Source organism: Intrasporangium oryzae NRRL B-24470, assembly GCF_000576595.1.
GTDB classification, from domain to species: domain Bacteria; phylum Actinomycetota; class Actinomycetes; order Actinomycetales; family Dermatophilaceae; genus Intrasporangium_C; species Intrasporangium_C oryzae.
This window is the reverse complement of record NZ_AWSA01000008.1, coordinates 62,184-86,725: the sequence shown is the minus strand read 5'-3', so window position 1 is coordinate 86,725 and position 24,542 is coordinate 62,184. Positions and strand designations below refer to the sequence as shown.

20 protein-coding genes are annotated in these 24,542 nt (G+C 70.6%); 6 read left to right on the top strand and 14 right to left on the bottom strand.

All coding sequences use genetic code 11. From position 1 onward, the window contains the following. Positions 1 to 2: 2 nt before the first annotated feature. From N865_RS05215 to N865_RS05205, 3 genes are read right to left on the bottom strand one after another with little or no spacing between them, the layout of a single operon-like run. Positions 3 to 1,877, bottom strand: a complete 1,875-nt coding sequence (locus tag N865_RS05215) for a sugar phosphate isomerase/epimerase and 4-hydroxyphenylpyruvate domain-containing protein (protein WP_034802349.1) — start codon at positions 1,875 to 1,877, stop codon at positions 3 to 5. A 9-nt stretch (positions 1,878 to 1,886) separates the two neighbouring features. Next, a complete protein-coding gene (locus N865_RS05210; protein ID WP_034802346.1) occupies positions 1,887 to 2,822 on the bottom strand; it encodes a shikimate dehydrogenase in 936 nt (311 codons plus the stop codon). 48 nt (positions 2,823 to 2,870) lie between these two features. Beyond that, positions 2,871 to 4,307, bottom strand: a complete 1,437-nt coding sequence (locus N865_RS05205; RefSeq protein ID WP_084327961.1) for an MFS transporter — start codon at positions 4,305 to 4,307, stop codon at positions 2,871 to 2,873. Positions 4,308 to 4,481: 174 nt separating this feature from the next. On the opposite strand from N865_RS05205, the gene N865_RS05200 reads away from it, so the two are divergent. Both N865_RS05200 and aroQ read left to right on the top strand, forming a co-directional pair. Beyond that, on the top strand, positions 4,482 to 5,498 hold the full coding sequence (locus N865_RS05200; RefSeq protein WP_034802345.1) for a LacI family DNA-binding transcriptional regulator: 1,017 nt from the start codon (positions 4,482 to 4,484) through the stop codon (positions 5,496 to 5,498). Positions 5,499 to 5,541: 43 nt separating this feature from the next. Beyond that, positions 5,542 to 6,012, top strand: a complete 471-nt coding sequence (aroQ, locus tag N865_RS05195) for a type II 3-dehydroquinate dehydratase (RefSeq protein WP_034802343.1) — start codon at positions 5,542 to 5,544, stop codon at positions 6,010 to 6,012. A 154-nt stretch (positions 6,013 to 6,166) separates the two neighbouring features. Here the strand turns inward: aroQ and N865_RS05190 are convergent, their stop codons facing one another. Beyond that, positions 6,167 to 7,579 carry an aspartate aminotransferase family protein gene (locus N865_RS05190; protein WP_034802342.1) on the bottom strand — a complete coding sequence of 471 codons (1,413 nt, stop codon included), beginning with the start codon at positions 7,577 to 7,579 and terminating at the stop codon, positions 6,167 to 6,169. A 342-nt stretch (positions 7,580 to 7,921) separates the two neighbouring features. On the opposite strand from N865_RS05190, the gene N865_RS05185 reads away from it, so the two are divergent. Further along, positions 7,922 to 8,578: a hypothetical protein gene (locus tag N865_RS05185; protein WP_245603667.1), complete on the top strand. Its 657-nt coding sequence runs from the start codon at positions 7,922 to 7,924 to the stop codon at positions 8,576 to 8,578. 81 nt (positions 8,579 to 8,659) lie between these two features. Next, positions 8,660 to 9,697 carry a zinc-binding dehydrogenase gene (locus N865_RS05180; RefSeq protein WP_034802337.1) on the top strand — a complete coding sequence of 346 codons (1,038 nt, stop codon included), beginning with the start codon at positions 8,660 to 8,662 and terminating at the stop codon, positions 9,695 to 9,697. 25 nt (positions 9,698 to 9,722) lie between these two features. On the opposite strand, the gene ppsA is transcribed toward N865_RS05180, so the two are convergent. The 8 genes from ppsA to N865_RS05140 all read right to left on the bottom strand — a co-directional run bounded on the left by ppsA (position 9,723) and on the right by N865_RS05140 (position 20,606). Then, positions 9,723 to 12,119 (bottom strand): phosphoenolpyruvate synthase, encoded by a 2,397-nt coding sequence (ppsA, locus tag N865_RS05175; RefSeq protein WP_034802334.1) that lies wholly within the window; start codon positions 12,117 to 12,119, stop codon positions 9,723 to 9,725. A gap of 53 nt (positions 12,120 to 12,172) precedes the next feature. After that, a complete protein-coding gene (locus tag N865_RS05170) occupies positions 12,173 to 13,036 on the bottom strand; it encodes a pyruvate, water dikinase regulatory protein (RefSeq protein ID WP_407636738.1) in 864 nt (287 codons plus the stop codon). Positions 13,037 to 13,489: 453 nt separating this feature from the next. Next, positions 13,490 to 14,515: a zinc-dependent alcohol dehydrogenase family protein gene (locus N865_RS05165; RefSeq protein ID WP_211244858.1), complete on the bottom strand. Its 1,026-nt coding sequence runs from the start codon at positions 14,513 to 14,515 to the stop codon at positions 13,490 to 13,492. Next, positions 14,512 to 14,826 (bottom strand): hypothetical protein, encoded by a 315-nt coding sequence (locus N865_RS05160; protein ID WP_034802332.1) that lies wholly within the window; start codon positions 14,824 to 14,826, stop codon positions 14,512 to 14,514. The genes N865_RS05165 and N865_RS05160 overlap by 4 nt, the downstream gene beginning before the upstream one ends. A gap of 157 nt (positions 14,827 to 14,983) precedes the next feature. Beyond that, positions 14,984 to 17,800, bottom strand: a complete 2,817-nt coding sequence (locus N865_RS05155) for a helix-turn-helix transcriptional regulator (RefSeq protein WP_051510213.1) — start codon at positions 17,798 to 17,800, stop codon at positions 14,984 to 14,986. 186 nt (positions 17,801 to 17,986) lie between these two features. Further along, positions 17,987 to 18,820 (bottom strand): alpha/beta fold hydrolase, encoded by an 834-nt coding sequence (locus N865_RS05150; RefSeq protein ID WP_034802329.1) that lies wholly within the window; start codon positions 18,818 to 18,820, stop codon positions 17,987 to 17,989. A gap of 196 nt (positions 18,821 to 19,016) precedes the next feature. Beyond that, positions 19,017 to 19,802, bottom strand: coding sequence for an oxidoreductase (locus tag N865_RS05145; protein WP_034802326.1), 786 nt, complete (start codon positions 19,800 to 19,802; stop codon positions 19,017 to 19,019). A 3-nt stretch (positions 19,803 to 19,805) separates the two neighbouring features. Next, positions 19,806 to 20,606, bottom strand: coding sequence for an alpha/beta hydrolase (locus tag N865_RS05140; protein ID WP_034802324.1), 801 nt, complete (start codon positions 20,604 to 20,606; stop codon positions 19,806 to 19,808). A 224-nt stretch (positions 20,607 to 20,830) separates the two neighbouring features. Here N865_RS05140 and N865_RS05135 point away from each other — a divergent pair, with 224 nt between their 5' ends. Continuing rightward, complete coding sequence (locus tag N865_RS05135; protein ID WP_034802322.1) at positions 20,831 to 21,805, top strand: LysR family transcriptional regulator; 975 nt, start codon at positions 20,831 to 20,833, stop codon at positions 21,803 to 21,805. Positions 21,806 to 21,999: 194 nt separating this feature from the next. On the opposite strand, the gene N865_RS05130 is transcribed toward N865_RS05135, so the two are convergent. Both N865_RS05130 and N865_RS23705 read right to left on the bottom strand, forming a co-directional pair. Further along, complete coding sequence (locus N865_RS05130) at positions 22,000 to 22,656, bottom strand: response regulator (RefSeq protein ID WP_034802320.1); 657 nt, start codon at positions 22,654 to 22,656, stop codon at positions 22,000 to 22,002. Then, a complete protein-coding gene (locus tag N865_RS23705) occupies positions 22,653 to 23,792 on the bottom strand; it encodes a sensor histidine kinase (RefSeq protein WP_034802318.1) in 1,140 nt (379 codons plus the stop codon). Before N865_RS23705 ends, N865_RS05130 begins: the two co-directional genes overlap by 4 nt. A gap of 160 nt (positions 23,793 to 23,952) precedes the next feature. On the opposite strand from N865_RS23705, the gene N865_RS05120 reads away from it, so the two are divergent. After that, positions 23,953 to 24,444: a DUF6326 family protein gene (locus N865_RS05120; protein WP_322786052.1), complete on the top strand. Its 492-nt coding sequence runs from the start codon at positions 23,953 to 23,955 to the stop codon at positions 24,442 to 24,444. The last annotated feature ends 98 nt before the right edge of the window (positions 24,445 to 24,542 follow it).

Sequence of the window (24,542 nt, the reverse complement as noted above, 5' to 3'; positions counted from 1 at the left end):
GGTCAGAGCCATGGGGTCGCCGCCTGCGAGGCGAGGCGGACCGGTGTGTTGGCCGCGCCGAACCCGCTGTACCCGCCGCGGCGTTCGAGCAGCTCGATGTAGAAGCGGCCGCCGACCAGGGGGGTGTAGAGGTGCAGCAGCTCGCCTCCTCGCTCGTCCCGGTCGTAGAGGACGTTGAGCCGGCGCAGACGAGCGAGCAGCTCGGGGGGCGGGTCGAGCCGCGCAGCGAGGTCGTCGTAGTACGAGTCGGGCACGGGCAGGACCGGAGCCCCTGACGCCGCAAGCGACTCCGCTTGCCTGAGCAGGTCGGTGCAGGCGTAGGCGAGCTGGTTCACGCCGATCCAGGTGGGATGCCCCGCCCCGTGCACCGCGATGTTGAGCACGACGCGCAGCGCTCCTGCCTCGGGTTCGAGTACCCGACTGCGCAGGCGGCCCGCCGGGTCGATGAACTCGCTCACGGGTCCAGGACGCAGCCCGATCAGCGTGCGATGGAACGACACCTCGGCATCCGAGCGGTCCGTGTCGACGGCGATGCCGAGATGGTCGAGCGGCCCCCAGCGGCCCGGAGCGGGGACGTCCATCCGGGGGCAAGGGCTGCCCAGGCGCACCTCGACCCCTGCTGGGCTCCGCGTCGCGTCAACGCGGCCCTCGGGCTCGCGGGTCTCGCTGACCGGCAGGTTGAAGGCGTGGGCGCGGGCGCAGAGTGCCGAGTCGGTATCGCCGTCCACGGCCACGGCTGCGACGTGCGGGCGCTGCCCGGCGGCGGACCGTCGCAGCTCGAGGTCGGAGCGGGCGTCGAGGACGACGGTCGCCTCCCCGTTGCGCAGCACCGTGCGGGCCGCGCGCCCGATCCCGTCCGTGTCGGGGCCCTGCGGCGACACGGCGGTGAACCCCAGGCGAGAGAACAGCTGGAGCATCGACGGGTCCCCCGGCGTGACGGCGATCTCCACGTGGCCCACGCCGGGCAGCTGAGGCGCCGGCGGCGGGTCGAAGAGCTCGACCCGCGGCCGTCCGGGGCGGTCGACACCCTCGGCGAGGGTCCGGCCGTCCGACGGCTGCTCCCAGCGGCGACGGAGCTGCTCCTCGAGGTGCAGCAACGACCGCATCGCGTCGCGGGCGGTGTCCCGCGGGTTGGCCTCGCGCACGATGTCGCTGAAGACCTCGAGCGAGAGCGGCCCCCGGTAGCCGGCCTCGACGGCGGCGCCCACGACGCTCTCGACGTCGAGCGCCCCCTGGCCGGGGAAGCAGCGGTGGTGTCGGCTCCACTCAAGGACGTCCATGCTCAGCCGGTGTGCGTCGGCGATCTGGACGAAGGCGATCCGGTCGCCGTCGAGACCGGCGAGGGCCTCGGCGCCGTCGCCGCGCGCGAGCATGTGGAACGTGTCCACCGCCACGCCGACGTTCGGCAGGTCGACCAGGTCGACGATCGCGCGGGTCTGGTGGAAGCGGTTGACGTGCGTGCCCCAGGCGAGCGCCTCGTAGGCGAGCGTGAAGCCGTGCTCGGCAGCCACGTCACCCACGATGCCGAGCTGCTCGGCCGTGAGCTGCGAGTCGTCCACCGAGGCCGGGTGGACGGCGGAGCAGAGCAGCGCACGGGTCGCCCCGAGCCGCTCCATGAGCTCGAACTTGGCCCGGGCGAAGCGCAGCCGGTCGGGGAAGACCTCGGGGGTCAGGCCGACGACGTCGCGCAGCGGCTGGAAGAGGTCGATGGCGAGGCCGAGCTCCGCACACCTCCGGGCGATGTCCTCCGGTCGGCACGGTGACGCGACGACATCGGCGTCGAAGAGCTCGACCGAGTCGAAGTGGGCGGCCGCGATCGCCTCGAGCTTGGCCGCCAGGGTTCCGCTGATCGACACGGTGGCGATTCCCTTGCGCATGGGTCCTCCTCAGCTCGCGTGGCCGACGGCGGTGGGCTCGCCGGTGGGGGTGGGGGTGGTCCCGCCGAGGACGTCGAGTCCGGTGAGCCGGGTGAAGTGGGCGGCCATGCGGGCGGCGTCGGCGCGCTCCCCCGTGAACAGCTCGTATGCCGCTGCGTGCTGGAACACCGCCATGGCGCCTCCCGTCATGGTGGCGCAGCCCCGGGCTCGGACCGCGTGGACGAGCTCGGTCTCGAGCGGGAAGTAGATGATCTCGGCCACCCACTGACCGGGGTCGACGAGGAGCGGGTCGAGCGGCATACCGGGGACACCGGTCATGCCCACCGGGGTGGCCTGGATGAGCCCGCCGGCGCCGTCGAGCGCGGTCGCGACGTCGGAGTGGACGGTGGCGCGGCCGGGACCCAGTGCGGCGACGAGGCGCTCGACGACGGCCTCGGCCCGCACCCGGTCCGTGTCGACGACGCGAAGGTGGCGCACCCCGGCGCGCAGGGCCCCGTAGCCGACCGCCACCCCTGCGCCTCCGGCCCCGAGCAGCACGGCGTCGCGGCCCTTCGCCTGCGGCAGCGTCGCGGACAGCCCCGAGGCGAACCCGTTCCAGTCGGTGTTGTGCCCGACCGTGCGCCCGTCCCGGATGACGACGGTGTTCACCGCTCCGAGCGCCGTCGCTTCGGGCGAGAGCTCGTCGACCAGGTCGACGACGACGTTCTTGAAGGGGTGGGTCACGTTGAGCCCGTCGAACCCGAGCCGGACCGCCCACGCCAGCACGTCGCCGGCGGCGTCGAGGCCGAGGCCGAGGCCGAGCTCGGCGGCATCGATGAGGCGGTAGGCGAGGGAGCGGCCCTGCGCCGCCCCCTCGCCCTCCTGGAGAGGCGCAGCGAGCGAGCTGCGGATGTGCTCGCCGAGGAGCCCGATGACGAGCGACGTTCGGCTCTGCGGTGACGACATGGTGCGACTCTCCTGGGTGCTCAGTGCGAGGTTCGGTCGATGACGGGACTAGCTCGAGGCCTGCGCCGAGAGGCTCCGACCGGTCGCCTTCGCCGTCGCCCGTGACGCCTTCCGGCCGAGCTGCGCCGTCGGGACGCGGTGGGTGCCGCGCGGGCCGGTGGCGACGGCGATGGCGGAGATGAGGCAGGCGACCACGGCGAAACCGGCGACCTTCGGCCAGCCCGCCCCCGTGGGCCCGAGGAGGGCCGCGGCGATGGTCGGGGTGAACCCCGCGAGCGCGAAGCCGAACTGCGTGCCGATCGCCATGCCCGAGAGGCGCACGCTGGTCGGGAAGTACTCGGCATACGTCGAGGGCCAGACGGCGTTGGTCGCGCTGTAGACGATCCCGGCGAGCAGGATGCCGACGACGGCCGTCAGGGCCCGGTTGCCGCTGGCGATGACGGCGACGTATCCGGCGGCGAGCACGGCCGAGCCTGCGAGGCCGCCCAGGAACACCGGCTTGCGACCCACCCGGTCGGAAAGGCTGCCCCAGAACGGGATGACGGCGATGGCCACGAGGTTGGAGACGATCGCGACCCACAGCATGTACGTGGAGCTGAAGCCGATGCCGTAGTCCTTCTTCGTCGCGAAGGTGAGGGCGAAGACGGTGTAGAGGGTGTTGACCATGGCGACGAACGCCGCGAACATCACGCGCAGCACCGAGCGCCAGTGGTCGCGGAGCAGCACCGACAGGGGCGTGCGGGGCACCGAGCCCGCCTCGACCTCTGACTCGAAGGCGGGAGTCTCGTCGAGCCTGCGCCGGATGACGAGGCCCACGACGACGACGACGGCGCTGAGGAAGAAGGGGACGCGCCAGCCCCACGAGAGGAGCTGCTCCTCGGACAGCAGGGCTGCGAGCGGCAGGAACACGGCCGGGGCGAGGACCTGGCCGCCCTGCGTGCCGCTCAGCGTCCAGCTCGTGAAGAAGCCGCGGCGGTGATCGGGGGCGTGCTCGAAGGACATCGAGTTCGCGCCCGCCTGCTCGCCCGCGGCCGACAGGCCCTGGAGCAGGCGAAGCACGACGAGCAGGATCGGGGCGAGGATGCCGATGGTGTGGTACGTCGGGAGGCACCCCACGAGGAAGGTCGACACGCCCATGAGGAGGAGGGTGAGGATGAGGACCTTCTTGCGGCCGAACTTGTCGCCCAGGTGGCCCAGCAGGAAGGAGCCGACCGGGCGTGCGACGTAGCCGACGCCGAAAGTGGCGAGGGAGGCGATCGTCGCGGCCGTCGGGTTGCCCTCGGGGAAGAAGATCTGGGGGAACACCAACGACGCGGCCGTGCCGTAGATGACGAAGTCGTAGTACTCCAGGGCGCTGCCGACCCACGCCGCGACGGCGGCCTTCTTGGGCGAGCGAGCCGGAACCGCGCCGGCCGGGCCGGTGGGGCTCTCGCCCTGGTGCGCGGGGCTGGACGGTGCTGCGTCGAAGCCGGGGATTGGCGTCATTGTCGATCCTCCTGGTGTGGGGCCGCCTCATCCGACCCGAGCTGGGCCTGCCGCCGCGCGGCGGACGAGAACGGCGATGTTCTTGGCGCTCCTCCGCCCGGACGGGCGATGAAGGTGATCTCGACGGTAAGGAGGCCTTGCACGAAGTGGCAATCGTTTGCCAAAATTTGCCAGGTGACGCGAAACGACCCGCCCCGACCCGTGACGATCATCGATGTCGCCCGGGAGGCAGGCGTGGCGCCGTCGACGGTCTCTCGGGCCCTCAGCAACCCCGACCGGGTCAATGTCGTCACGCGCGAGCACGTGCAACAGGTGGCTGCCCGGCTCGGCTACCGGCCGAGCCCGGCCGCCCGAGCCCTCGGGACGGGTCGGACCTCGACCCTCGCCCTCGTGCTCCCCGACATCACCAACCCGTACTTCGCCGGTCTCATCCGGGGCGCCGAGCGCCAGGCCGAGGCCACCGGTCACATCCTCGTCATCGGCAACAGTGAGGAGAGCGCCCGGGCCGAGGCGCGCATGGTCGAGAGGCTGGCGCCGAGCGTCGACGGGTTCCTGCTCGGGTCGAGCCGCCTGCCCGACGCCAAGATCGTGCAGTTCAGCGCCATGCGGCCGGTCGTCCTCGTCAACCGCAGGGTTCCGTCCGTGACGAGCGTGAGCCCGGACCAGCAGGACGGCACCAGGCAGATCGTCGAGCACCTCGTCGCCCTCGGGCACCAGAGGGCGATCTTCCTCGCCGGGCCACCCCAGTCCTGGCTGGGTGGCCAGCGATGGGCGGGCATCTCGGCAGCCGCGCGACGACACCATCTCACTGTGCGCCGGCTCGGTCCCTACGCGCCATCGGTCGACGGCGGCTTCCTCGCCGGGGAGGCGGCGCTCGCCGACGGCGCGACCGCTGTCATCGCCCACAACGACCTCATGGCGATCGGGGCGTTGCGGCGCCTGCGCTCACGCGGTGTCTCCGTTCCCGACGACGTGAGCATGGTCGGCTTCGACAACATCTTCGGCGCCGACTTCTGCGACCCGCCCCTGACCACGCTCAGCGACCGCACCGAACAGGCAGGCCGCTCGGCCGTGGACCTTCTCGTGGCGCTCGTGCGCGACCAGAGCAGGCTCGACGGCGAGACGCCGGCCGAGATCGTCGCGCCGACGACGCTCGTCGTGCGCGAGTCGACCGGTCCGGTCCGGCGCTGAGATCCGCTGTCAACCTCCCCACCCCGAAGAAGGAGCATCACCCATGACGCCGAACGCCCCCGTCGTTGCCGTCCTCAACGGCCCCAACCTCAACCTCCTCGGCGAACGTCAGCCCGAGGTCTACGGCCGGGAGACGCTCGACGACGTCAGACAGCTGTGCCTGCGAACCGCCCGTGACGCGGGGCTGGAGCTCGACTTCCGCCAGAGCAACCACGAGGGCGAGATCGTCGACGCGATCCACGAGCTACGGCACGCGGTCGCCGGCGTGGTCATCAACGCCGCGGCCTACACCCACACGTCCGTCGCCATCCGCGACGCGATCGCCGTCGTCGACGCACCGGTCATCGAGGTGCACATCACGAACGTCCACCGCCGCGAGGCCTTCCGCGGGCACTCCTACCTGTCCGACGTGGTCGAGGGGGTCATCGTCGGGTGCGGCACCCAGGGGTACGCCCTCGCCATCGCGCGCATAGGCCACCTCAGCGCTGCACGACCGGGCACGAGCTCCCCCTGAAGGACCTTGGATCGAGCGGTGGTCGCCGCGAAACGGATCCGAGAGGTGGATCTGGACGTGGACGACAGGAGGGCCCCCGGCCGGCATCTCAGCCGGTCAGGGGCCCTTGAGTCGTGCTCGTCGGAGGTGGTGACGACCGCCGTCGCCGCGACGGTCAGGCGCGCAGCGCCTCGGCGAGCCCGCGGAAGTCGTCGATGAGGATCGCCATGTCCTCGTCGGTGTGCGCGAGCGAGACGAGCCACTGCTCGTCGAGACCGGGCGGCGTGAGGACGCCACGGTTGACGCCCCACAGCCAGGACAGCTCGGCGAGACCGAAGTCCGTCGCCTTGTAGTCGCGGTAGTTGCGCACGGGGGTCGCGGACCACGTGACACAGCCCTTGACGCCAAGGCCGACCGTGTGGGCGGGCAGCTCGTGCGTCCGGATGATCTCGTCGATCGCGTCCATGGCCCGGTTGTTCATGGCCTCGGCGGCGTCGAGCGCCTCGTGCGTGCAGATCTCGTCGACGGCGCGTGCGGCGGCCATCACGAGCGGGTTGCCGTTGTAGGTACCGAAGTGCGCCATCCGTCCGTCGACGACGACCTGCATGACCTCCCGCTTGCCACCGAAGGCCGCCAGCGGCAGCCCGCCACCGATCGACTTCGCGAGGGTGATGAGGTCGGGCTGCACGCCGAGGCGCTGGGAGGCACCGGCATACCCTGCCGTCAGGCCGGTCTTGACCTCGTCGAAGACGAGGACGACGCCGTGCTCGTCGCAGGCCGCGCGGACCCCGGCGAGGTAGCCCTCGTCGGGGACGACGATCGCGAGGTTCTCGATGACGGGCTCGACGACGAGGGCGGCGATGTCACGGCCGTGCTCGGCGAGGACCCGGTGGAGCTGACCGAGGTCGTTGTACGCGATGACGTGGACCGTCCCGGCCTCGACGTCGAACGGCACCTCGGGGATGGGCGCGTCCGCCGGGCCGATGTCGGCGAGGTCGGGCTTGACCGACACCTGGAGCGCGTCGTAGCCGCCGTGGTAGCCGCCCTCGATCTTGATGATCGCCTTGCGGCCGGTGAAGGCGCGCGCCGCGCGGATGGCGTACATGAGGGACTCGGTGCCGGAGTTGGTGAACCGGAGCATGTCGAGCCCGAACCGGGTCTGGTAGCGCTCGGCCATCTCGGTCGCCTGGGGTGAGGGCGTGACGAAGAGCGTGCCGGTGTGCGTGAGCGCCTCGGTGACGCGCTCGACGACGACCGGGTTGAGGTGCCCGACGAGCATCGCGCCGAAGCCCATCGACAGGTCGAGCAGCCGGTTGCCGTCGACGTCGGTGAGCCAGGCGCCGCGCGCGGACTCGATCGAGATCGGGTAGGGCTCCCAGTGCTGGAAGCTGCTCGTGACGCCGAGCGGCAGCGACTGGCTCGCCCGCGCGTTGTGCTCGCCCGAGCCGCGGGACCACGACGTGAACCGCTCCCACTCGGCCGCGAGCAGCTGCTGGACGCGGGCGGGGTCGACGGGCCGGGAGTCCGTCGGCAGGCTGCGCCGGGTCGCGGGGTCGTGCGCGGGAACGGCGCGCGTGGTCAAAGTCATTTCTGCCTCCTCGATGGATACCACAGCAGGACGCGGGGTATCCCGAGGCTACCGATTCAGTGGCCGTTTGCACAAGCGACAGCGGATATCAGTCCTTCCGTCTGCCTTCGACCTTCGGATTTCGTCGTATGCCGCTGAGCCGCGGGGGACGCCCCCGGTCCCCGCGGCGGCCCCGCGCCTCCCCGCACGCGCCTTTCACGGCCTCGGACGAGGTGGGGGTCAGGTCCTTCACCGGTGCGCCCCGGCTTTCGGGCCAGCGGCAGGACTACCTTGGGCGCCATGCCGACTTCACGGTCACGCAGGTGGCGACGTGAGCCACGATCCAGCCCTGGCGAGAGCCGCTTGCCGCCGACCGTCGCGGTCGTGGTCGCCGTCCTCGCGTATGCCGTCCTGCCGGAGGGCCTGCTCGTCGGACCCCGGTTTGCCATCCCCGCGATCGAGCTCGCACTGTTGGGCGTCCTGCTGGTGACCAACCCGCGACGAATGGTCCGGCAGACGCAGTGGTCGCGGGCGGCATCCATCGCGCTCGCGTGTGTCGTCATCGCGACGAACCTTCTCGCGCTCGGCATGCTGGTGAGGACGCTCACGTCGTCCAAGGCCCAGGGGACGTCGTTGTTGCTGGCCGGAATGCAGGTGTGGCTGACCAACGTCATCGGCTTCGGTCTGCTCTTCTGGGAGATCGACCGCGGCGGGCCCGTCGCGCGCCACACCCTCGCGCGCGAGCGGCTGGCGCCCGCCGACTGGCGCTTCTCGCAGGACGAGAACCAGGACGCGGTGCGTGAGGTCGCCACCGGCTCGAGCGCCCGGAGCAACTGGCGCCCGGCCTTCATCGACTACCTCTACGTCTCGCTGACGAACTCGAGCGCCTTCAGCCCGACCGACACGATGCCACTGACGGGCCGCGCCAAGGCCCTCATGGGCCTCGAGGCTACGGCGGCGCTGCTCACCTCGCTGCTCGTCGTCGCTCGTGCCGTCGGCGCCATGGGATCCGGTGGCTGAGTCGGCGACGGCTCTTGGCGACGGCTCTCGGCGCGCGAACAAGCGAGGAGCACGTCGGGGCCGGGGTGACATCCTGAGCGTGTGCGTGCCGTGGTCATCGATGCCGTTGGAGCCCAGCCCGAGGTCCGGGAGGTTGCCGAGCCGACAGCCCCGGCATACGGCGTGGTCGTCACGGTCAGGGCGACCGGGATGTGCCGCAGCGACTGGCACGCGTGGGCCGGCCATGACGACATCGACTTTCCGCACGTACCAGGCCACGAGCTCGCCGGCGTCATCGCCCAGGTGGGCCCGGGGGTGACCCGGTGGAGGATCGGCGACCGAGTGACCGTCCCGTTCGTCTGCGGCTGCGGCCGCTGCGAGTGGTGCCGCACCGGGCAGGCCCAGGTCTGCCCACGCCAGGAGCAGCCCGGCTTCACGCACTGGGGGTCGTTCGCCGAGTCCGTTGCGCTCCACGCGGCAGACACCAACCTCGTGGGCATCCCCGAGCAGGTCGACTTCGCGACCGCGGCCAGTCTCGGATGCCGGTTCGCGACGGCATACCGCGCCCTGGTCGGCCGGGCGCGGGTCGCTGACGGTGAGTGGGTCACGGTGGTTGGTTCCGGCGGCGTCGGGCTGAGCACGGTGATGATCGCCCGAACGCTCGGGGCGCGGGTGGTCGCCGTGGACCGCAACCCAGAGGCGCTCGCCGCGGCATCATCCCTCGGCGCCGAGCACACGCTGGTCGCGGACGGCACCGACATCCCGGCCGCCGTCGCGGAGCTCACCGGCGGCGGCTCACACGTGGCCGTGGACGCGGTCGGGAGCGAGCAGACCTGTGCCGACTCGATCCTCAGCCTTCGCCGCCGGGGCCGTCACGTACAGGTGGGCTTGCTGCCACCCGTCGACGGTCACCCGCGGGTGCCGATGGCGCGGGCCATCGCCTGGGAGCTCGACCTGCTCGGCAGCCACGGGATGGCCGCCGCCGACTACCCGGGCATGATGCGCCTCATCGAGCAGGGCCTGCTGCAGCCCCAGCGGCTCATCGAGCGGACGATCGGACTCGAGGAGGCCGCGTCGATGCTCCCCGTCTTCGACCGAGCGACGATCGCGGGCATGACGATGGTCGACCCGGCCCGGTGACGCAGCGTGTCAGGCTCCCGGCACCTCAGGCGCCGCCGCCGTGTCTGGCCAGCTGCAGCCAGGTCTCCACGACCGTGTCGGGGTTGAGTGACATGGACTCGATGCCCTCGTCGAGCAGCCATTCGGCGAGGTCGGGATGGTCGGAAGGGCCCTGTCCGCAGATGCCGACGTACTTGCCGCGCTCACGACAGGCGCGGATGGCCATGGCGAGCATCTTCTTGACGGCCGGGTCGCGCTCGTCGAAGGAGCCGGCGACGAGCGCACTGTCGCGGTCGAGGCCCAGGGTCAGCTGCGTCATGTCGTTGGAGCCGATGGAGAAACCGTCGAAGTGGTCGAGGAATGCGTCGGCGTTGACCGCGTTGGACGGTACCTCGCACATCATGACGACCTGCAGCTCGTTCTCGCCGCGGACGAGGCCGTGCTGCGCGAGCAGGTCGATGACGCCCTCGGCCTCGGCCACCGTGCGCACGAAGGGGATCATGATCTTGACGTTGGTCAGGCCCATGTCGTCACGGACATGCTTGAGCGCCTCGCACTCCATCGCGAAGCACTCGGCGAAGTCCGCGGAGAGGTAGCGTGCGGCGCCGCGGTAGCCGATCATCGGGTTCTCCTCGTGCGGCTCGTAGCGCTCGCCGCCGAGCAGGCCGGCATACTCGTTCGACTTGAAGTCGGACATGCGCACGATCACCGGCTCGGGCGCGAACGCTGCGGCGATCATCGACACGCCCTCGGCGACGCGTTGCACGAAGAACTCCCGCGGGCCGGCATACGCCGCGATCAGCGCCTCGATCTCGGCCTTGACGCCGGGCTCCTGGTCATCGAGCTCGAGCAGCGCCTTGGGGTGGATGCCGATCTGCCGGTTGATGATGAACTCGAGCCGCGCCAGACCGACCCCCTTGTTGGGCAGCCGGGAGAACTCGAAGGCCTGCTCCGGTGTGCCGACGTTCATCATGATCTTGACCGGGAGCTCGGGCATCGCGTCGAGCGCCGTCTCCGTGACCGTGAACGCGCGCAGCCCCTCGTAGACGAAGCCGGTGTCGCCCTCGGCGCACGAGACGGTCACCTCCTGCCCGTCCGTGAGGGTCCTCGTGGCCGTGCCGCTGCCGACGACGGCCGGGATGCCGAGCTCGCGGGCGATGATCGCGGCGTGGCAGGTGCGGCCACCGCGGTTGGTCACGATGGCGCTCGCCCGCTTCATGATCGGCTCCCAGTCGGGGTCGGTCATGTCGGCGACGAGCACCTCGCCCGCCTGGAAGTCGTGCATCGCGTCGATCGACGCGAGGACGCGAACGGCGCCAGCACCGATCTTCTGCCCGATGGCGCGTCCCTCGACGACGACAGGCCCCCGCTCGTCCATGCGGAAGCGCCGAAGCGTTGAGCCCGTCTGGCGCGACTGCACCGTCTCGGGGCGCGCCTGCAGGATGTAGAGACGGCCGTCGACGCCGTCCTTGCCCCACTCGATGTCCATGGGACGGCCGTAGTGCTCCTCGATGCGCATCGCGTGGCGGGCCAGCTCGGTGACCTCCTCGTCGGTGAGGGACAGCAGGTGCCGATCGGTCTCGGGCACCGGCACGAAGTCGACGGTGCGCCCCACGCTCGCGTCGCCGGTGTAGACCATCTTCGTCGCCTTGCCACCGACGCCACGCTTGAGGATGGCCGGGCGTCCCTCACGGACCGCCGGCTTGTAGACGTAGAACTCATCGGGGTTGACGGCCCCCTGCACGACGGCCTCGCCGAGCCCGTAGCTGCTCGTGATGAAGACGGCGTCGCTGAAGCCGGACTCGGTGTCCATGGTGAACATCACGCCCGACGAGCCGATGTCGGAGCGGACCATGCGCTGGACCCCGGCCGACAGGGCCACGACGGAGTGGTCGAAGTTGCTGTGCACGCGGTAGGCGATGGCCCGGTCGTTGTACAGGGAGGCGAAGACGAGCTTGATCGCGTGCAGCACGTTGTCGATGCCGCGCACGTTGAGGAAGGTCTCCTGCTGACCCGCGAACGAGGCGTCGGGCAGGTCCTCGGCCGTCGCGCTCGACCGAACCGCGAAGCTCATCTCGGCTGCTCCGCGGTCGCCGGCTGCCTGTTCGCTCACGAGCCGTTCGTAGGCGTCCCGGATGTCGCGCTCGAGGTCCGCGGGGAAGGACTGGCGCTCCACCTGCTCACGGATGCTCGCGCCCACGTCGGCCAGACGACGCGTGTCGTCGACGTCGAGCTCGGCGAGGAGCGCGTTAATGCGGTCGGCCAGCCCGCCCTCGGCGAGGAAGCGGCGGTAGGCCTCCGCTGTCGTCGCGAAGCCGTCGGGGACCGCGACCCCGGCGGCGGACAGGTGCTGGACCATCTCGCCGAGCGAGGCGTTCTTGCCTCCGACGGTCTCGACGTCGGCCAGTCCGAGGTCGGCGAACCTCTCCACGTTCTTGGTCACTTCAGGTCCTTCCGTCGTCGATCCTGCTCGGGGGTGCGGCTGTCCGGTCACGGTCAGCCGATGTCGTTGAGGCGGCCGGTCTGCATGATCACCGCTGCGATCTCCTCGACAGACATCGCCGAGGAGTTGACCACGGGTATGCCGTGGCTCCGGTACATCGCCTCGGCCCGGCGGAGCTCGTACGAGCACTGGGCCAGGCTGGCGTACCTCGATCCGGGTCGCCGCTCTCCGCGCACCTGGCTGAGCCGCGCCGCCGTCGACAGGAGACCGAAGCACTTGGCGGCATACGGCCGGACGGGTCGCGGCAGCTCGCTCGAGTCGAAGTCCTCCTCGACGAGCGGGTAGTTGGCCACCTTGATCCCGTGCTGCAACGCGAGGTAGATCGACGTGGGCGTCTTGCCGCACCTGGACGGGGCGACGAGGATCAGCTGCGCCTGCTCGAGGTTGCGCATGCTCTGCCCGTCGTCGTGCTCCATCGCGTACTCGACCGCCCTCATGCGCGCCTCGTAACGGCCGAGGTCGCCGACGCCGTGCAGGGCACCGACGTGGCGGGCAGCGTTGACGTGCAACACGTGCTCCACGGTCGCCAGGTGCGAGCCGAAGAGGTCGATGAAAGCGCACCTCGTGCGCTGCAGCTCGGCACGGATCTCCTCGTCGGAGACGGTCGAGAAGACGAGTGGCGTCACCGCGTCCGTCATGGCTGCGTCGAGCTCGGCGACGACCTCCCGGGCCCGCGCCACGGTCGTGATGAACGGGATCTTGCGCCGCGCGAACCTGACCGTCGGGAACTGCTGGAGCATCATGTTGCCGAGCGTCTCGGCGGAGATGCCCGTCCCCCCGGCCAGGAAGAAGGCCGGCGTCGGCGGGGCCGAGCCCAGGGGTGCCGAGCTCGGTGGTGGTGTCGTCGATGAAGCCACGAGAGGCACTGTTGCACACCCGCCGACCACAGAGGTCCCCCGGCTGCGGGGAGCGTGACCCACGACTCAGTCGGCTTCCAACGCCGCAGGCACCGCAGTGGATCTCGATGCCGGCCCTGACTGGAAATGGCGCATCAGGGCGCTCGACTCCCCGAAGGACGTCTACGCACTGTGGCGCGCGGCTGTCACCCGATCGCGCCACGAGGTAGCCCAGCCAAGGGCTCCCGAGACAGGCATTTCCCTGGGGACGCCCGTCACGGACCACGCCAGGCCGCGAAGGGCCCGGTCCGCGCGACGCCGCCACCGACTGAAACCCGAGCGGACACGCCGCCGACCGCCATCTGCTCAGGGGAACTCGGCTCATCACCCTGGTCCACGAGCGGCTGGCGATGCACATCGGCGAGGTCGCGGGCATCCGGCTGCTCTCGCCACCGATCCCCCACCTCCAGCCGCTCAGCCTCCCATCGTGACGACGACCTTTCCTGAGGCCGATCCGCTCGAGACCGCCGCGTGCGCGTCCATCACGGACCCCAGGTCGTATGCCGTCGGGTCGAGGATCGGCCGTAACCGACCCGCCTCTGCCATCTGCGCGGCTGCTCGGAGAATCTCACCGTGATGCGCCCGACCGACACCGGTGAGCAGCGGCAGCAGTGTGAAGACGCCTGAGTAGGTCGCACCGCGGAAGCTGAGCGGGGCCAGGCTGTGCGTTCCCCAGCCGAGGATGCTCACGACGTGACCCGTGTAGCGCCGTACCGCCCCGAACGACGCATCGAGCGTGGCGCCGCCGATGGTGTCGAAGATGACGTCGAACCCCTCGCCATGAGTGGCCGACGAGACGTACTGCTCCACAGAGGTGGCGCGGTAGTCGATCGGCACCGCGCCCAGCTGGCGGATCCGGTCGAGGTCGGGTCCGCTGCCGGTAGCGAAGACCGTCGCGCCCCGGGCAACGGCCAGCTGGACCGCGATGTGACCCACCCCGCCGGCTCCTCCATGGATGAGGACGGACTGCCCCTGGCGCACACGGGCACGGTCGACGAGCCCTTCCCACGCCGTGATGACCGACAGGGGCAGCGCGGCGGCCTCGGTCATGCTCAACGAGGCGGGCTTGAGGGCAAGCAGGTCGGCGTCGACCGCGACGTACTCGGCCAACGACCCCGGGACCTCACCCACCCCTCCGGCCAGCCCGAACACTTCGTCGCCGACGCTGAAGGAATCGACATCCGCCCCGACCTCGGTGACCACGCCCGCGACGTCGAGCCCGAGGACGGCGGGCGGGGTGACCTGGGCATGGGCGGCACTCCCGGTGCGGATCTTCGTGTCGAGCGGGTTGATGCCGCTCGCGGCGACGCGCACCAGCACCGTGCCGGGCTCTGCCGTGGGGCGGGACAGGCTGCGCACCCTGAGTGCGGAGCCGAACTCGTCGAGCACGGCGGCGGTCATCGTCGGGGCGTCGCTCTTCTTCGTCGTGGAGAGGTTCATCGGCGCGGACCTTCCACGTGCTGCAGGACCGTGGTCATCTGCCAGTCGACGGTGGAGTGGTCGATGGTGTCGTGGACCGGCGAGTCCCCCATCTCCCCCGTGATCCCGGCTGCGCCGGCCCGTGCGCGAGCCAGGTCGTCGTAGGCGACGATGTCGAGGATCGTCCGGTCTTCCCGCTGGACGATGCGCCTCCAGCGGAACCCTGGTTGCCGTCTCAGGTACGCGTTGATGTCGGTGTTGGCGTCGATGAAGTCCGCCGCTGTCAGACCCCCAGCCAGCTGGAGAGTCGTGATCTCGAGCACTTCGGTCATGGTCGCTCCTTCTCGAAGGGATGCGCGGCAGGCACCAGATCGGTGCGCCCGCTCCCCCATGGTCCGGGCGCCGGGCGAGCCACAACATCAGTCGTTCGACGGTCCTCGCTCCGCGCAGAGTCGCGCCCGAGCGGGGCCCATGCCGGGCGACGCCCGCTCAGTACTCCCGCGCGGTGAGTGCGTCGCGCAGAGCAGCCCTGGACGTGACACCGAGCTTCGGGAAGACCCGGTAGAGGTGCGCGCCGACGGTGCGGGGCGAGAGGAACAGCTGCTCTCCGATCTCACGGTTGCTGAGGCCCGATGCGGCCAGGCGTGCGACCTGCAGCTCCTGAGCGGTCAGCTCGGTCGCCTGCGTCGCGCCGACCCGGCGAGTGGGGCCCGTGGCCCCGAGCATGGCCTCCGCGCGAGCGGTCCACGGCGCTGCGCCGAGGGCGGAGAACCGTTCCCGGGCGCTCTCGAGATGTGGGCGGGCCCGGCGCATGGCCCGGTCGCGTCGGAGCCGTTCCCCGTAGGCCAGCTCCAGCCGGCCGAGGTCGAAGGGCCACTGCGTCGAGGACGGGTCGCCGACGATGGCGTCGAAGAGCTCCGGGTAGTCGGCATCGTCCGCGCTGAGCGCCTGGGCTCCACGCCACAGAAACTGAGAACGCGTGGAGAGCAGTGGTATGCCGGTGTCGGCCGCGGCGCGGACGTGAGCTCGCGCCATGGCCGGCTCACCACACCGCACGGCGGCCTCGACGAGGTCCATCACCATCCACGGCGTCACCTGCTCGTGCGGGGGGAACACTCCGGGCTCGGTCACCGAGCGGTAATGGTCGAGCGCCTCGCGGTATCGCGACTGGCTCAGCGCGGCCAAGCCGTCGACGTATGCCGTGAAGGTGCGCACCGCGAGCGCGTTGCGCGGGAGGGCCCACTGCCGCATACGAGCGTGGGCCGTCTCGAGGTGGATGGTGTCGCCTCGCGCGGCCGCGAGGAGCATGCCGGGGAGCCGGGCTCCCCAGAGCAGAAGCGCGTAGTCGCGCTCCTCGCAGACGCGGACCGCCTCCTCGGCGTGGGCGGCAGCCTCGTCCCACGCTCCGGCGAAGAAGTCGTCCACAGCGAGCATGAGCAGCGCCTGCGCGGCCAGGGCAACGGTGTCCCCCACTCGCCCCGCCTCCACGATGCGCTCGAGCGGCGCGCGGGGGACCCGTCCGACGTACCACCGCGCCTGGGCGATCTCGACGACCTCCATGGGGCTGCAGGTGTCGTCCAGGGCGTCGACGAGCCGGTCGAGCTCGCGCAGCTGCTCCGGTGTGGAGTGGGCCGGGTCGGCGAAGGTGGTGGCCGCCACCCGGACCGGCGCGGAAAGCAACGGACCGAACCGCGAGACCGCGTCGTCGAAGGCTGCCCACAGTCCGATCCGGCCACCGAACGAGCAGATGGTCATGAGCGTCACGACCGCGTTCTCGATGGTGCGCGCGTCGGTCGTCGAGGGAGGCCCGGACACGGAGGTCTGGCTCAGGGCTCCGGAGAGGATCCCGTGCGCAGTGTCGATGTCGCCGTCGTTGTTGAGCAGATGGGACGCCGCCGCCACGGCGACCTGCAGCGTTTCCGTTGCGTCCGGGTCCTCGGCTCGGGCGCGGTCGAGCAGTGCGGCCGCCCCACCGAGGTTGCCGGTGACGTGCGCGCCGACGAAGGCGGCCTGTGCGAGTCGTCGCGCCCGCTGCGTCGGCGCGGGGCTCAGCTCTGCCGCTCGAAGCAGGAGGGCAGCCGAGCGCACGCCATCCCCGCGGTCCAGCATCCGCGTCGCGAGACCCTCGAGGTGGCTCGCGACCAGCTCGTCCGGGGCCAGGGCCGCCTCGGCGCGGTGGAGAGCCCGAACGTCGGGGTCGTCGGCGAGGTCGGCGAGACGCCGGTGAGCGGCACGCCTCTCGGGCGCCGACGCGAGGTCGACGACCGCGGCACGCACGAGCGGATGGGCGAAGGTCACCCGGTGGCCACGACGGTCGACCGACACCATGCCGTCCGACTCTGCGGGCTCGAGGTCGTGGTCGGAGGCGGCGATGACGCGCATGAGGGCCGCTCCCGCACCGTTGTCCAGGGCCGCGAGGAGCAGGAGCCGGCGCGTCGGTGCCGGCAGGGAGGAAACCCGAGCGGCAAACATGCGGCGCAGCCGAGCGGTGAGCGGGAGTGTCGTCGGCAGGCTGTCGGCGCCCGACTCCTGGTCGGTCGTGATGACTCGCTGCAGCTCGATGAGCGCCAGCGGGTTGCCGCCCGCCTCGGCGACGATGCGGTGCTGGACGGACGGGTGCAGGCCGGGGCGGGTCGTCTCGAGCAGGGTTGTCGCAGCGTCGTCGTCCAGCGGATCGACGCGCAGCTCTTGGATCGTGGCGCGATCGAAGAAGCTCTCCTCCCCTGTTCTCAGCGCCAGGAGCATCCCGATGCGGCTGCCCGTCAGACGTCGGGCCACGAGGCTGAGAACCCCGGCGGTCGCCCGGTCCATCCAGTGGATGTCGTCGAGGACGAGGAGCACGGGAGCGGGCTCCGAGAGGTTCCGGAGGAGCGCCAAGGTCGCGCTCGTCAGCAACAGCCGCTCCGGCGGCGAGCCGGTTCGCAGTCCGAGCGCCGTCTCGAGTGCAGACCGGTGCGCGGCGGACAGGGACGAGAGGTCGGTGGCATCGGACATCAACAGCTGGTGCAGTCCGGCATAGCTGAGGTCGGCCTCGAACTCGGCCCCGGCGACGTGGCGCACGAGCGCTCCCCACTGCGTGACCGCTTGCGCGGTCGCGTGCGCCAGCAGGGCAGACTTGCCGATGCCCGGGTCGCCGGTGACGACCAGCGCAGCCCCGACGGTCGCGGCCTGTTCGAGGAAGGCGTCGAGCGCCCGTATCTCTTCGGCACGGCCTGCCAACGACCGGGCTGGCCCCGACCGATCCGGCGTCTCGGTCGTCTCGGTCGTCTCGAGCGAGGATGGATGTGCCTGCTGCGGTGGCTCCACACGCCTCAGCGTGCCCGGTATGCGGGCGGCTGAAAAGGCGCGCGACCGCCACGGCAGCCGCCGACGAAGGGTCCGGCCTCTCCCGGCACTGACCGCGCCCGCTCTCGCCGCACCGGCTGAACGTTATGGGCGCGGCGAGAGCGGGCTGTCGGGTCGGCGCGGGGATCGCGCGTCAGCGGCCGCAGGTCAGCCCTTGATGAAGTCGAGCAGAGCCGGGTTCACGACGTCCGGATGGGTCCACGCGATGTTGTGCGGGCCACCAGCGACGGTGACCACCTGCAGGTCGGCGATCATGCCCGGCAGCCGCGCTGCCGTCGCCTCGTAGGGCAGGATCCGGTCGGCGTCGCCATGGATGAGCAACGTGGGCACGTCGATCCTGCCGACGTCGGCCCGGAAGTCGGTCAGCCAGGTGTCGACGCAGGCCCACGTGGCGTACGGCCCGGCTGCCAGTGCCATCGCGAAGGCGGCCTGCCAGGCCGGTTCACTGATGCGGGTGCCACCCAGCACGTCGACGTTGAAGAAGTCGTCGAGGAAGGCCTTGAAGTAGGCGGGTCGGTCCTCGATGATCGCCGCCTTGATCCCCTCGAACACCGAGCCGTCGACCCCGTCCGGGTTGTCGTCGGTCTTGAGCAGGAAGGGAGGAACCGACGCCATCAGGACCGCCTTGGCGACCCGCTCGGAACCATGCCTGGACAGGTATCGGGTGACCTCTCCCGTGCCCATCGAGAACCCGACCAGCACGGCATCGCGCAGGTCGAGGTGTTCGATCAGTGCGGCGAGGTCGTTCGCGAAGGTGTCGTAGTCGAAGCCCACGGTCGTGTTGCTCGATTTGCCGAATCCGCGTCGGTCGTAGGACACGACCCGGTAGCCGGTCTCGAGGAGGACGCGTGCCTGCTTGTCCCACGAGCGCCCGTCGAGCGGGAAGCCGTGGATGAGCACGACGGGGCGGCCGGAGCCGTGGTCCTCGTAGTAGATCTCGATGTCGTGGTCGTTCTCGTGACCGACGGTCAAGGTTGGCATGGGAAACCTCCTGGGCAGGGGTGGCGCCGGCGCACTGCTGCGGCCGGCCGGGCGTTCGAAGCGGGCGGGAAGACCACGCTGCCGAACTCCTCCGACTCTGGGGCCAGCCGCGGTGGCGGTCATCTGTCAATCGACTGCACGTCACCCGAAACCGGCAGCCCTCACGTGGCACCCGCGCCTTCAGCACCTGAGCTGTTCAGGTCGTCGGGATGAGTCCACCGTCGATCGTGACGTCGGCGCCGGTGATGTTGCCGGCGACGTCGCTGGCCAGGAAGGCGACCAACCTGGCCACCTCGTCCGGATGGGTGAAACGTCCGGTCACCGAGTCCCGCGCCGCCGCGGCGGCGACGGAGGAGGGGTCGGTGCCCTGTCGGGCCGCCACGGCGGCAGCGACGCCGTCGCTACCGAGCCAGAGGTCGGTGGAGACCGGCCCGGGACTGACGGTGTTGACGCGTATGCCGTGCGGCCCGAGCTCCTTGGACAGCGACTTGCAGAAGCTGCGCAGTGCGGCCTTGGCGGCGCTGTAGTCGATGACCGACGGGTCCGCCAGGGTCGCGTTGACCGAGCTCGTCGAGACTATGGCGCCGCGGCCGCGGGCGAGCATCATCGGAAGCGCTGCCCGGGTGGTGCGGACGGCGGCCATCAGGTTGAGGGTGTACGAGTTCGCCCACTGCTCGTCGGTCACCGCGGCGAAGCCGTCCAGCCGCGGCGTGACCGCCCCGACATTGTTGACGAGGATGTCGAGGCGACCCAGGCCGGCGGCCGCGTCGACCAGATACGCGACCCCATCGGGTTCGCTGAGGTCGGCGGCTACGTAGGTGACCGTGCCGGATCTGCCCAGCGCGTCGAGCTCTGCGGAGGCGTCACGGGCACCTGCCACGACCCTGCAGCCCTCATCGACGAGCACTCGGGTGATCGCCAGGCCGATCCCCTTGCTCGCACCCGTGACGATGGCGACCTTCCCGGCGAGACCGAGGTCCACGGGTCAGAGCCCCTGCTCGTCGAGCCAGCCGAGCACGGCCTTGGCGACCTCGCTCCATCCGTTGTCGATCGTGAGCGAGTGCCCGCGGCCCTCGAACTGTCGCAGCTCGGTGACGGCGGTCGACTTTCGGTACTGCTTGAGCGTCGACCGCGTCACGACATCCGGGACGGTGTGGTCCTCGAGGCCGGAGATCAGCAGGAGCGGGCCACGCGTGTTGTTGGCCGTGTCGACAGCGGCCTCCGAGTGCAGAGAGAAGTTGGCCGCCGCCGCCTGGAAGAGGGGCTTGGCGGGCGACGGGACGGTCCACCGCTCGAAGAGGTCGTCCGACTCCTGCTCGCTGACGGCGTTTCCGAACCCGAAGCGGAACTCCTTGGCGGTCAGTGAAACTGCCCTGTTGCGGTTGGCCGGGTTGCCGAGCGCGGGCAGTCCGGCCCGCAGCTGGGCGAGCGGTAGCGGCAGCACCCCCTTGATCTGGGCGGGGTCGATCGCGACGGCGGCAGCGGCCTTGCCCTGCCCGAGCAGTTTCTCGGCGATGAGCCCGCCGAACGAGTGCCCGATGACGACCGGGGCGTCCCCAAGGCCCTCAACGATCTTCGCGTAGTGGTCGGTGACGTCGTCGATCCCGAGGCCGGCGACGTCGTCAGGATGCTGCCTCGCCGCCTCGACAGTCTCCGCCTCCCCGGGCCAGCCTGGGGCGATCGGTGCGTATCCCGACTCGCGGAAGACCTCGACCCACGGGCCCCAGCTCGTGGCGTGGAGCCAAAGACCGTGGATGAAGACGACGGGACGCTGGGCTTGGTCCATGATGTGCCTTTCGACAGGGTCCGCCGAAGGACGCGGACCGGGTTGTCGCACGGTGCGACAGCTCCAAGGCTGACGGCGCCTGCCACCGGAGTCCAAGACCCGTTGCGCGCGGATCGATAACCATGACGGCTTCCACGGAGGACGGCAGGGTCACTAGCGTGGGGAGGTCGCGGCACACAGCCGGCCTGGACCCACCAGGCGCCGCGACCCGGGGAGGAGCTCACATGGAGCTGGACCTGCGGTTGGTGCGCTACTTCGTGGCCCTGGCCGACGAGCTGCACTTCGGTCGGGCGGCCGCTCAGCTCTATGTGAGCCAGCCCGCTCTGTCGAAGCAGATCCGCAAGCTCGAGGACCAGCTGCGCGAGACTCTTCTCGTTCGCGACAGTCGGCATGTCGCGCTGACCGCCCGGGGGCAGCAGTTCCTCGGCGACGCCAGACGCCTGCTCGCGCTCGCCGACAGCATGACCCAACCCGGCCGTCAGGACGGCGTCAGCATCGCCCACGTCTTCGAGCTGTCGACGAGCCGACTGGTCGCCGACGCCTTCGCCCGGGCGGAGCCGGACATCCAGCTGCGCGAGCACGCGATGGACAGCATCACGCAGCTCAATGCCCTGCTGCACGGGCGCCTCGATGTCGCCATCTTGCGCGTCACGCCCCGGATGCAGGCCGCCCACCCGAGCGGGTGGCGTCACCGGCTGCTGCGGCTCGAGCCGCTGTTGCTCGTGGGATCCGGCGGCGACGACACGGTTCCGACGGCGTCGTTCCACGAAAGACCCCTGCACGTCTTCGGCGATCCACCGGACTCGGGCACCTACAACGCACACGGGCAGTACCTCACCGCCCTGCAGGATCGACTCGGTCTCGAGATGCGGTGGCTCGGGACGCCCGGTGCCTTCAGCTTCTGCGTGGCCCAGGTGCGGCGAGCCCCGACGCGGATCCGCTACCTCGAGTTCCTGAGCTATGCAGAGAAGTACGTCGATGTCGGGATGCGGATGTTCTGGCCCCAGGAGATCCAGCCCTACTACCCCTGGTCACTGGCGTGGCGTGCCGACGATGTCGCCGCCACAACGACCACGCTCATCGAGGTCGCCGTGGGGCTGGCGGAACAGCACTCCTGGCTGTCGCTGGACCAGAGTGCGACGGCGGGCCCTGCGTGGATGCCCGACGACGAGCCGGCATGGCGCGAGCTCATGTCCTGAGCGCCGATGCCAGAGGCCCTCACCGACGTTTCCGCTGTTCAGGGGCTTTCGGGGCACTGATGGCAGGTGAAGGATTCGAACCCTTGTAGCTTTCGCGACGGAGCGGGGGTCGAATGGTTCACGCCGGTGTCATGCTCGGCTGCGCGGCGCTCGGACTCGACTGGTTCGCAGCCATCGGCCTCGGTTGGCTGGTGCTAGTCGGCTCTCGCGCGTCTGGTGTCGTAGGCCCACATCGCGATCTCGACGCGGTTGCGGGCGCCGAGCTTGGTCATCAACGATGCGACGTGGGACTTGACCGTGCTCAGGCCGATGAAGAGCTCGGTGGCGATCTCGGCGTTGGTCCGGCCCCGTGCCACCAGCGCGAGCACCTCCTCCTCGCGCTCGGTGAGCGGGTCGACGGGCTGGACCGGCATCACCGGCGCTTGGTCGGCGAAGGTCGACAGCAGTCGGCGGGTGACGTTGGGGGCGATCAGCGCGTCCCCGTTGGCCGCCGCGTGGATGGCCTGCACGAGGAGCGCCGGCCCGGCGTCTTTGAGCAGGAAGCCGCGGGCGCCGGCGCGCAGCGCGCCGAGGACGTACTCATCGAGGTCGAAGGTGGTGATCACGATGACCGCCATCGGGTCCGTCACGTCTGGCCCGGCCAGGCGCCGCGTCACCTCGATGCCGTCGAGCCCAGGCATCCGGATGTCGACGAGGAGGACATCGGGACGCAGCCGCGTCGCCACGTCGAGCGCTGTCAGCCCGTCTGCTGCCTCCCCCACGACCTCGAGGCCGGGTTGCGCGCCGAGGATCATCACGAGCCCAGTGCGGACCAGGTCCTGGTCGTCGGCTACGACGACACGGATGCTCACGCCAGCGCCTCCACCGGCAGCACGGCCTCGACGACCCAGCCACCCTGGGGTCCCGGTCCCGCGGAGAGTGATCCGCCGAGGAGCTGGGCGCGTTCGGCCATGCCCAGCAGCCCGAACCCCGGGTCCGGGGCCGGCCCCGGCTCGGCCTGTCCATCGTCGCTCACTCGCAGCCGGACGGCGTCGCCCTCCCGGCGTACCTCGATCCCGACGCGGGTCGCACTCCGGGCATGCCGTAGGGCGTTGGTCAGCGACTCCTGCGCGAGCCGGTAGAGCGCGGTGTCCACGGGTCGTGCCAGCCGGGTCAACGAACCGTCCAGCGAGACCTCGACGGTGGGCGTCGCGTCGGCGCGCGCCAGAGCAGGCAGGTCCGCGACACCGCGCTGCGGTGAGTAGGCGACGGCGTCCTCCTCACGCAGCACCCGCACCATGGATCGCATCTCTGCCAGGGTTCGCGACGCTTCAGACTCGATCGCGGCCAGGACCTCGGCAGCCCTCTCAGGCTGGGTGCCGGCGACCACGCCACCGGCCTGCGCCTGCACCGCGATGGCCGAGACGTGGTGGGCCACGGTGTCGTGCAGCTCGCGGGCCAGAGCCACCCGCTCCTCATTGCGGATCTCGCGCTGTTGGCGATGCCAGAGGTCCGCGCGGTAGCGGAACACCGCAGCGAGGGCGACGAACAACAGCAAGAGGACGCTCCCTCCGAAGATGTCGGCCCAGCCCGCTGAGGAGGCGTACATCGCCAGCGCGACGACGGCTGTCACGAACGCCGTCCCCCAAACCACCTCCCGCCCCGAGCCCCACCGCACCAGGGAGTAGAGCAGGATCAGGACGGCCATCATGGAATAGAGGCCCAGGTCCTCGGCGTGCGCAGTCAGCTGCAGGACCGAGAGCAGCCCGGCGACGCCCCACCCGACCAGGGCGGCCGTGAGTGGCCGTTCCCGGCGCCAGAGCAGGGCAGGCATCAGGGCCAGGGCGAGCACCGTCACCAGGGGCCGCCAGGCCAATTCCGGCCGAACGATGCCCTCGACCAAGGCGGCGGCCGCGAACACGCCCGCCAGCAGCCAGTCGAGCCGACCGATCGGTGGGGCGTCAGCAGGCCGCGGCTCATGCCAGGTGGAGCGCCGGACAGTGACCACGGCTCCAGCCTAGGGATCGCCGCGCCTCGGCGTACCCGCCGAAAGAACGAGAGAGAGACCGTGCCATCGGCCAGGTGAACTCCAGCCTCCGGGCCGATGTGCCCCGCCGCCGGGCTCAGGGATCGTGGACCTACCGATCCTCACCACCACAACGGAGCCCATGATGACAACGCGTCACCCCGCCACCGCCGCACTGGAAGACGAGCGGATCCCGGTCAGAGCCAAGCTCGCCGCAACGTGGACGAGCTTCATGTTCCTGTACGCCTACGTGGACATTCTCAACTTTTTCACGCCCGGCGTCATCAAGGACATCCTCGACGGCAAGGTCTTCGAGTTCGACCTCTCCCAGACCTTCTCGACCACGGCGCTGACCCTCGTGGCCGTCCCGATCTTCATGGTCGTCCTGTCGATGACGCTGCCCGCCCGGGCGAACCGCATCGCGAACCTCGTCGTGGCCTCCCTCTACGTCCCCGTCACGGCTTTCAACGTGGCGGGCGAGTCCTGGCTGTTCTTCTACGGCCTTGGAGTCGTACTGGAACTCCTCCTCCTCGCCGTCATCATGCGGGACGCCTGGACCTGGCCCCGCACCGCACCGTCGGCCACCATGACGACCAGCCGGGAAGGTGAAGCCGTTCGCGCCCAGCAGGCGTGAACTCGGGGGCAGTCAGAGGCAGGCCGACCTGCCCTCGGAATCAGTAGGGACGACACCAACCGACTGTGTGGGGCCAAAGGCAGACCAGAGTGTCCCTT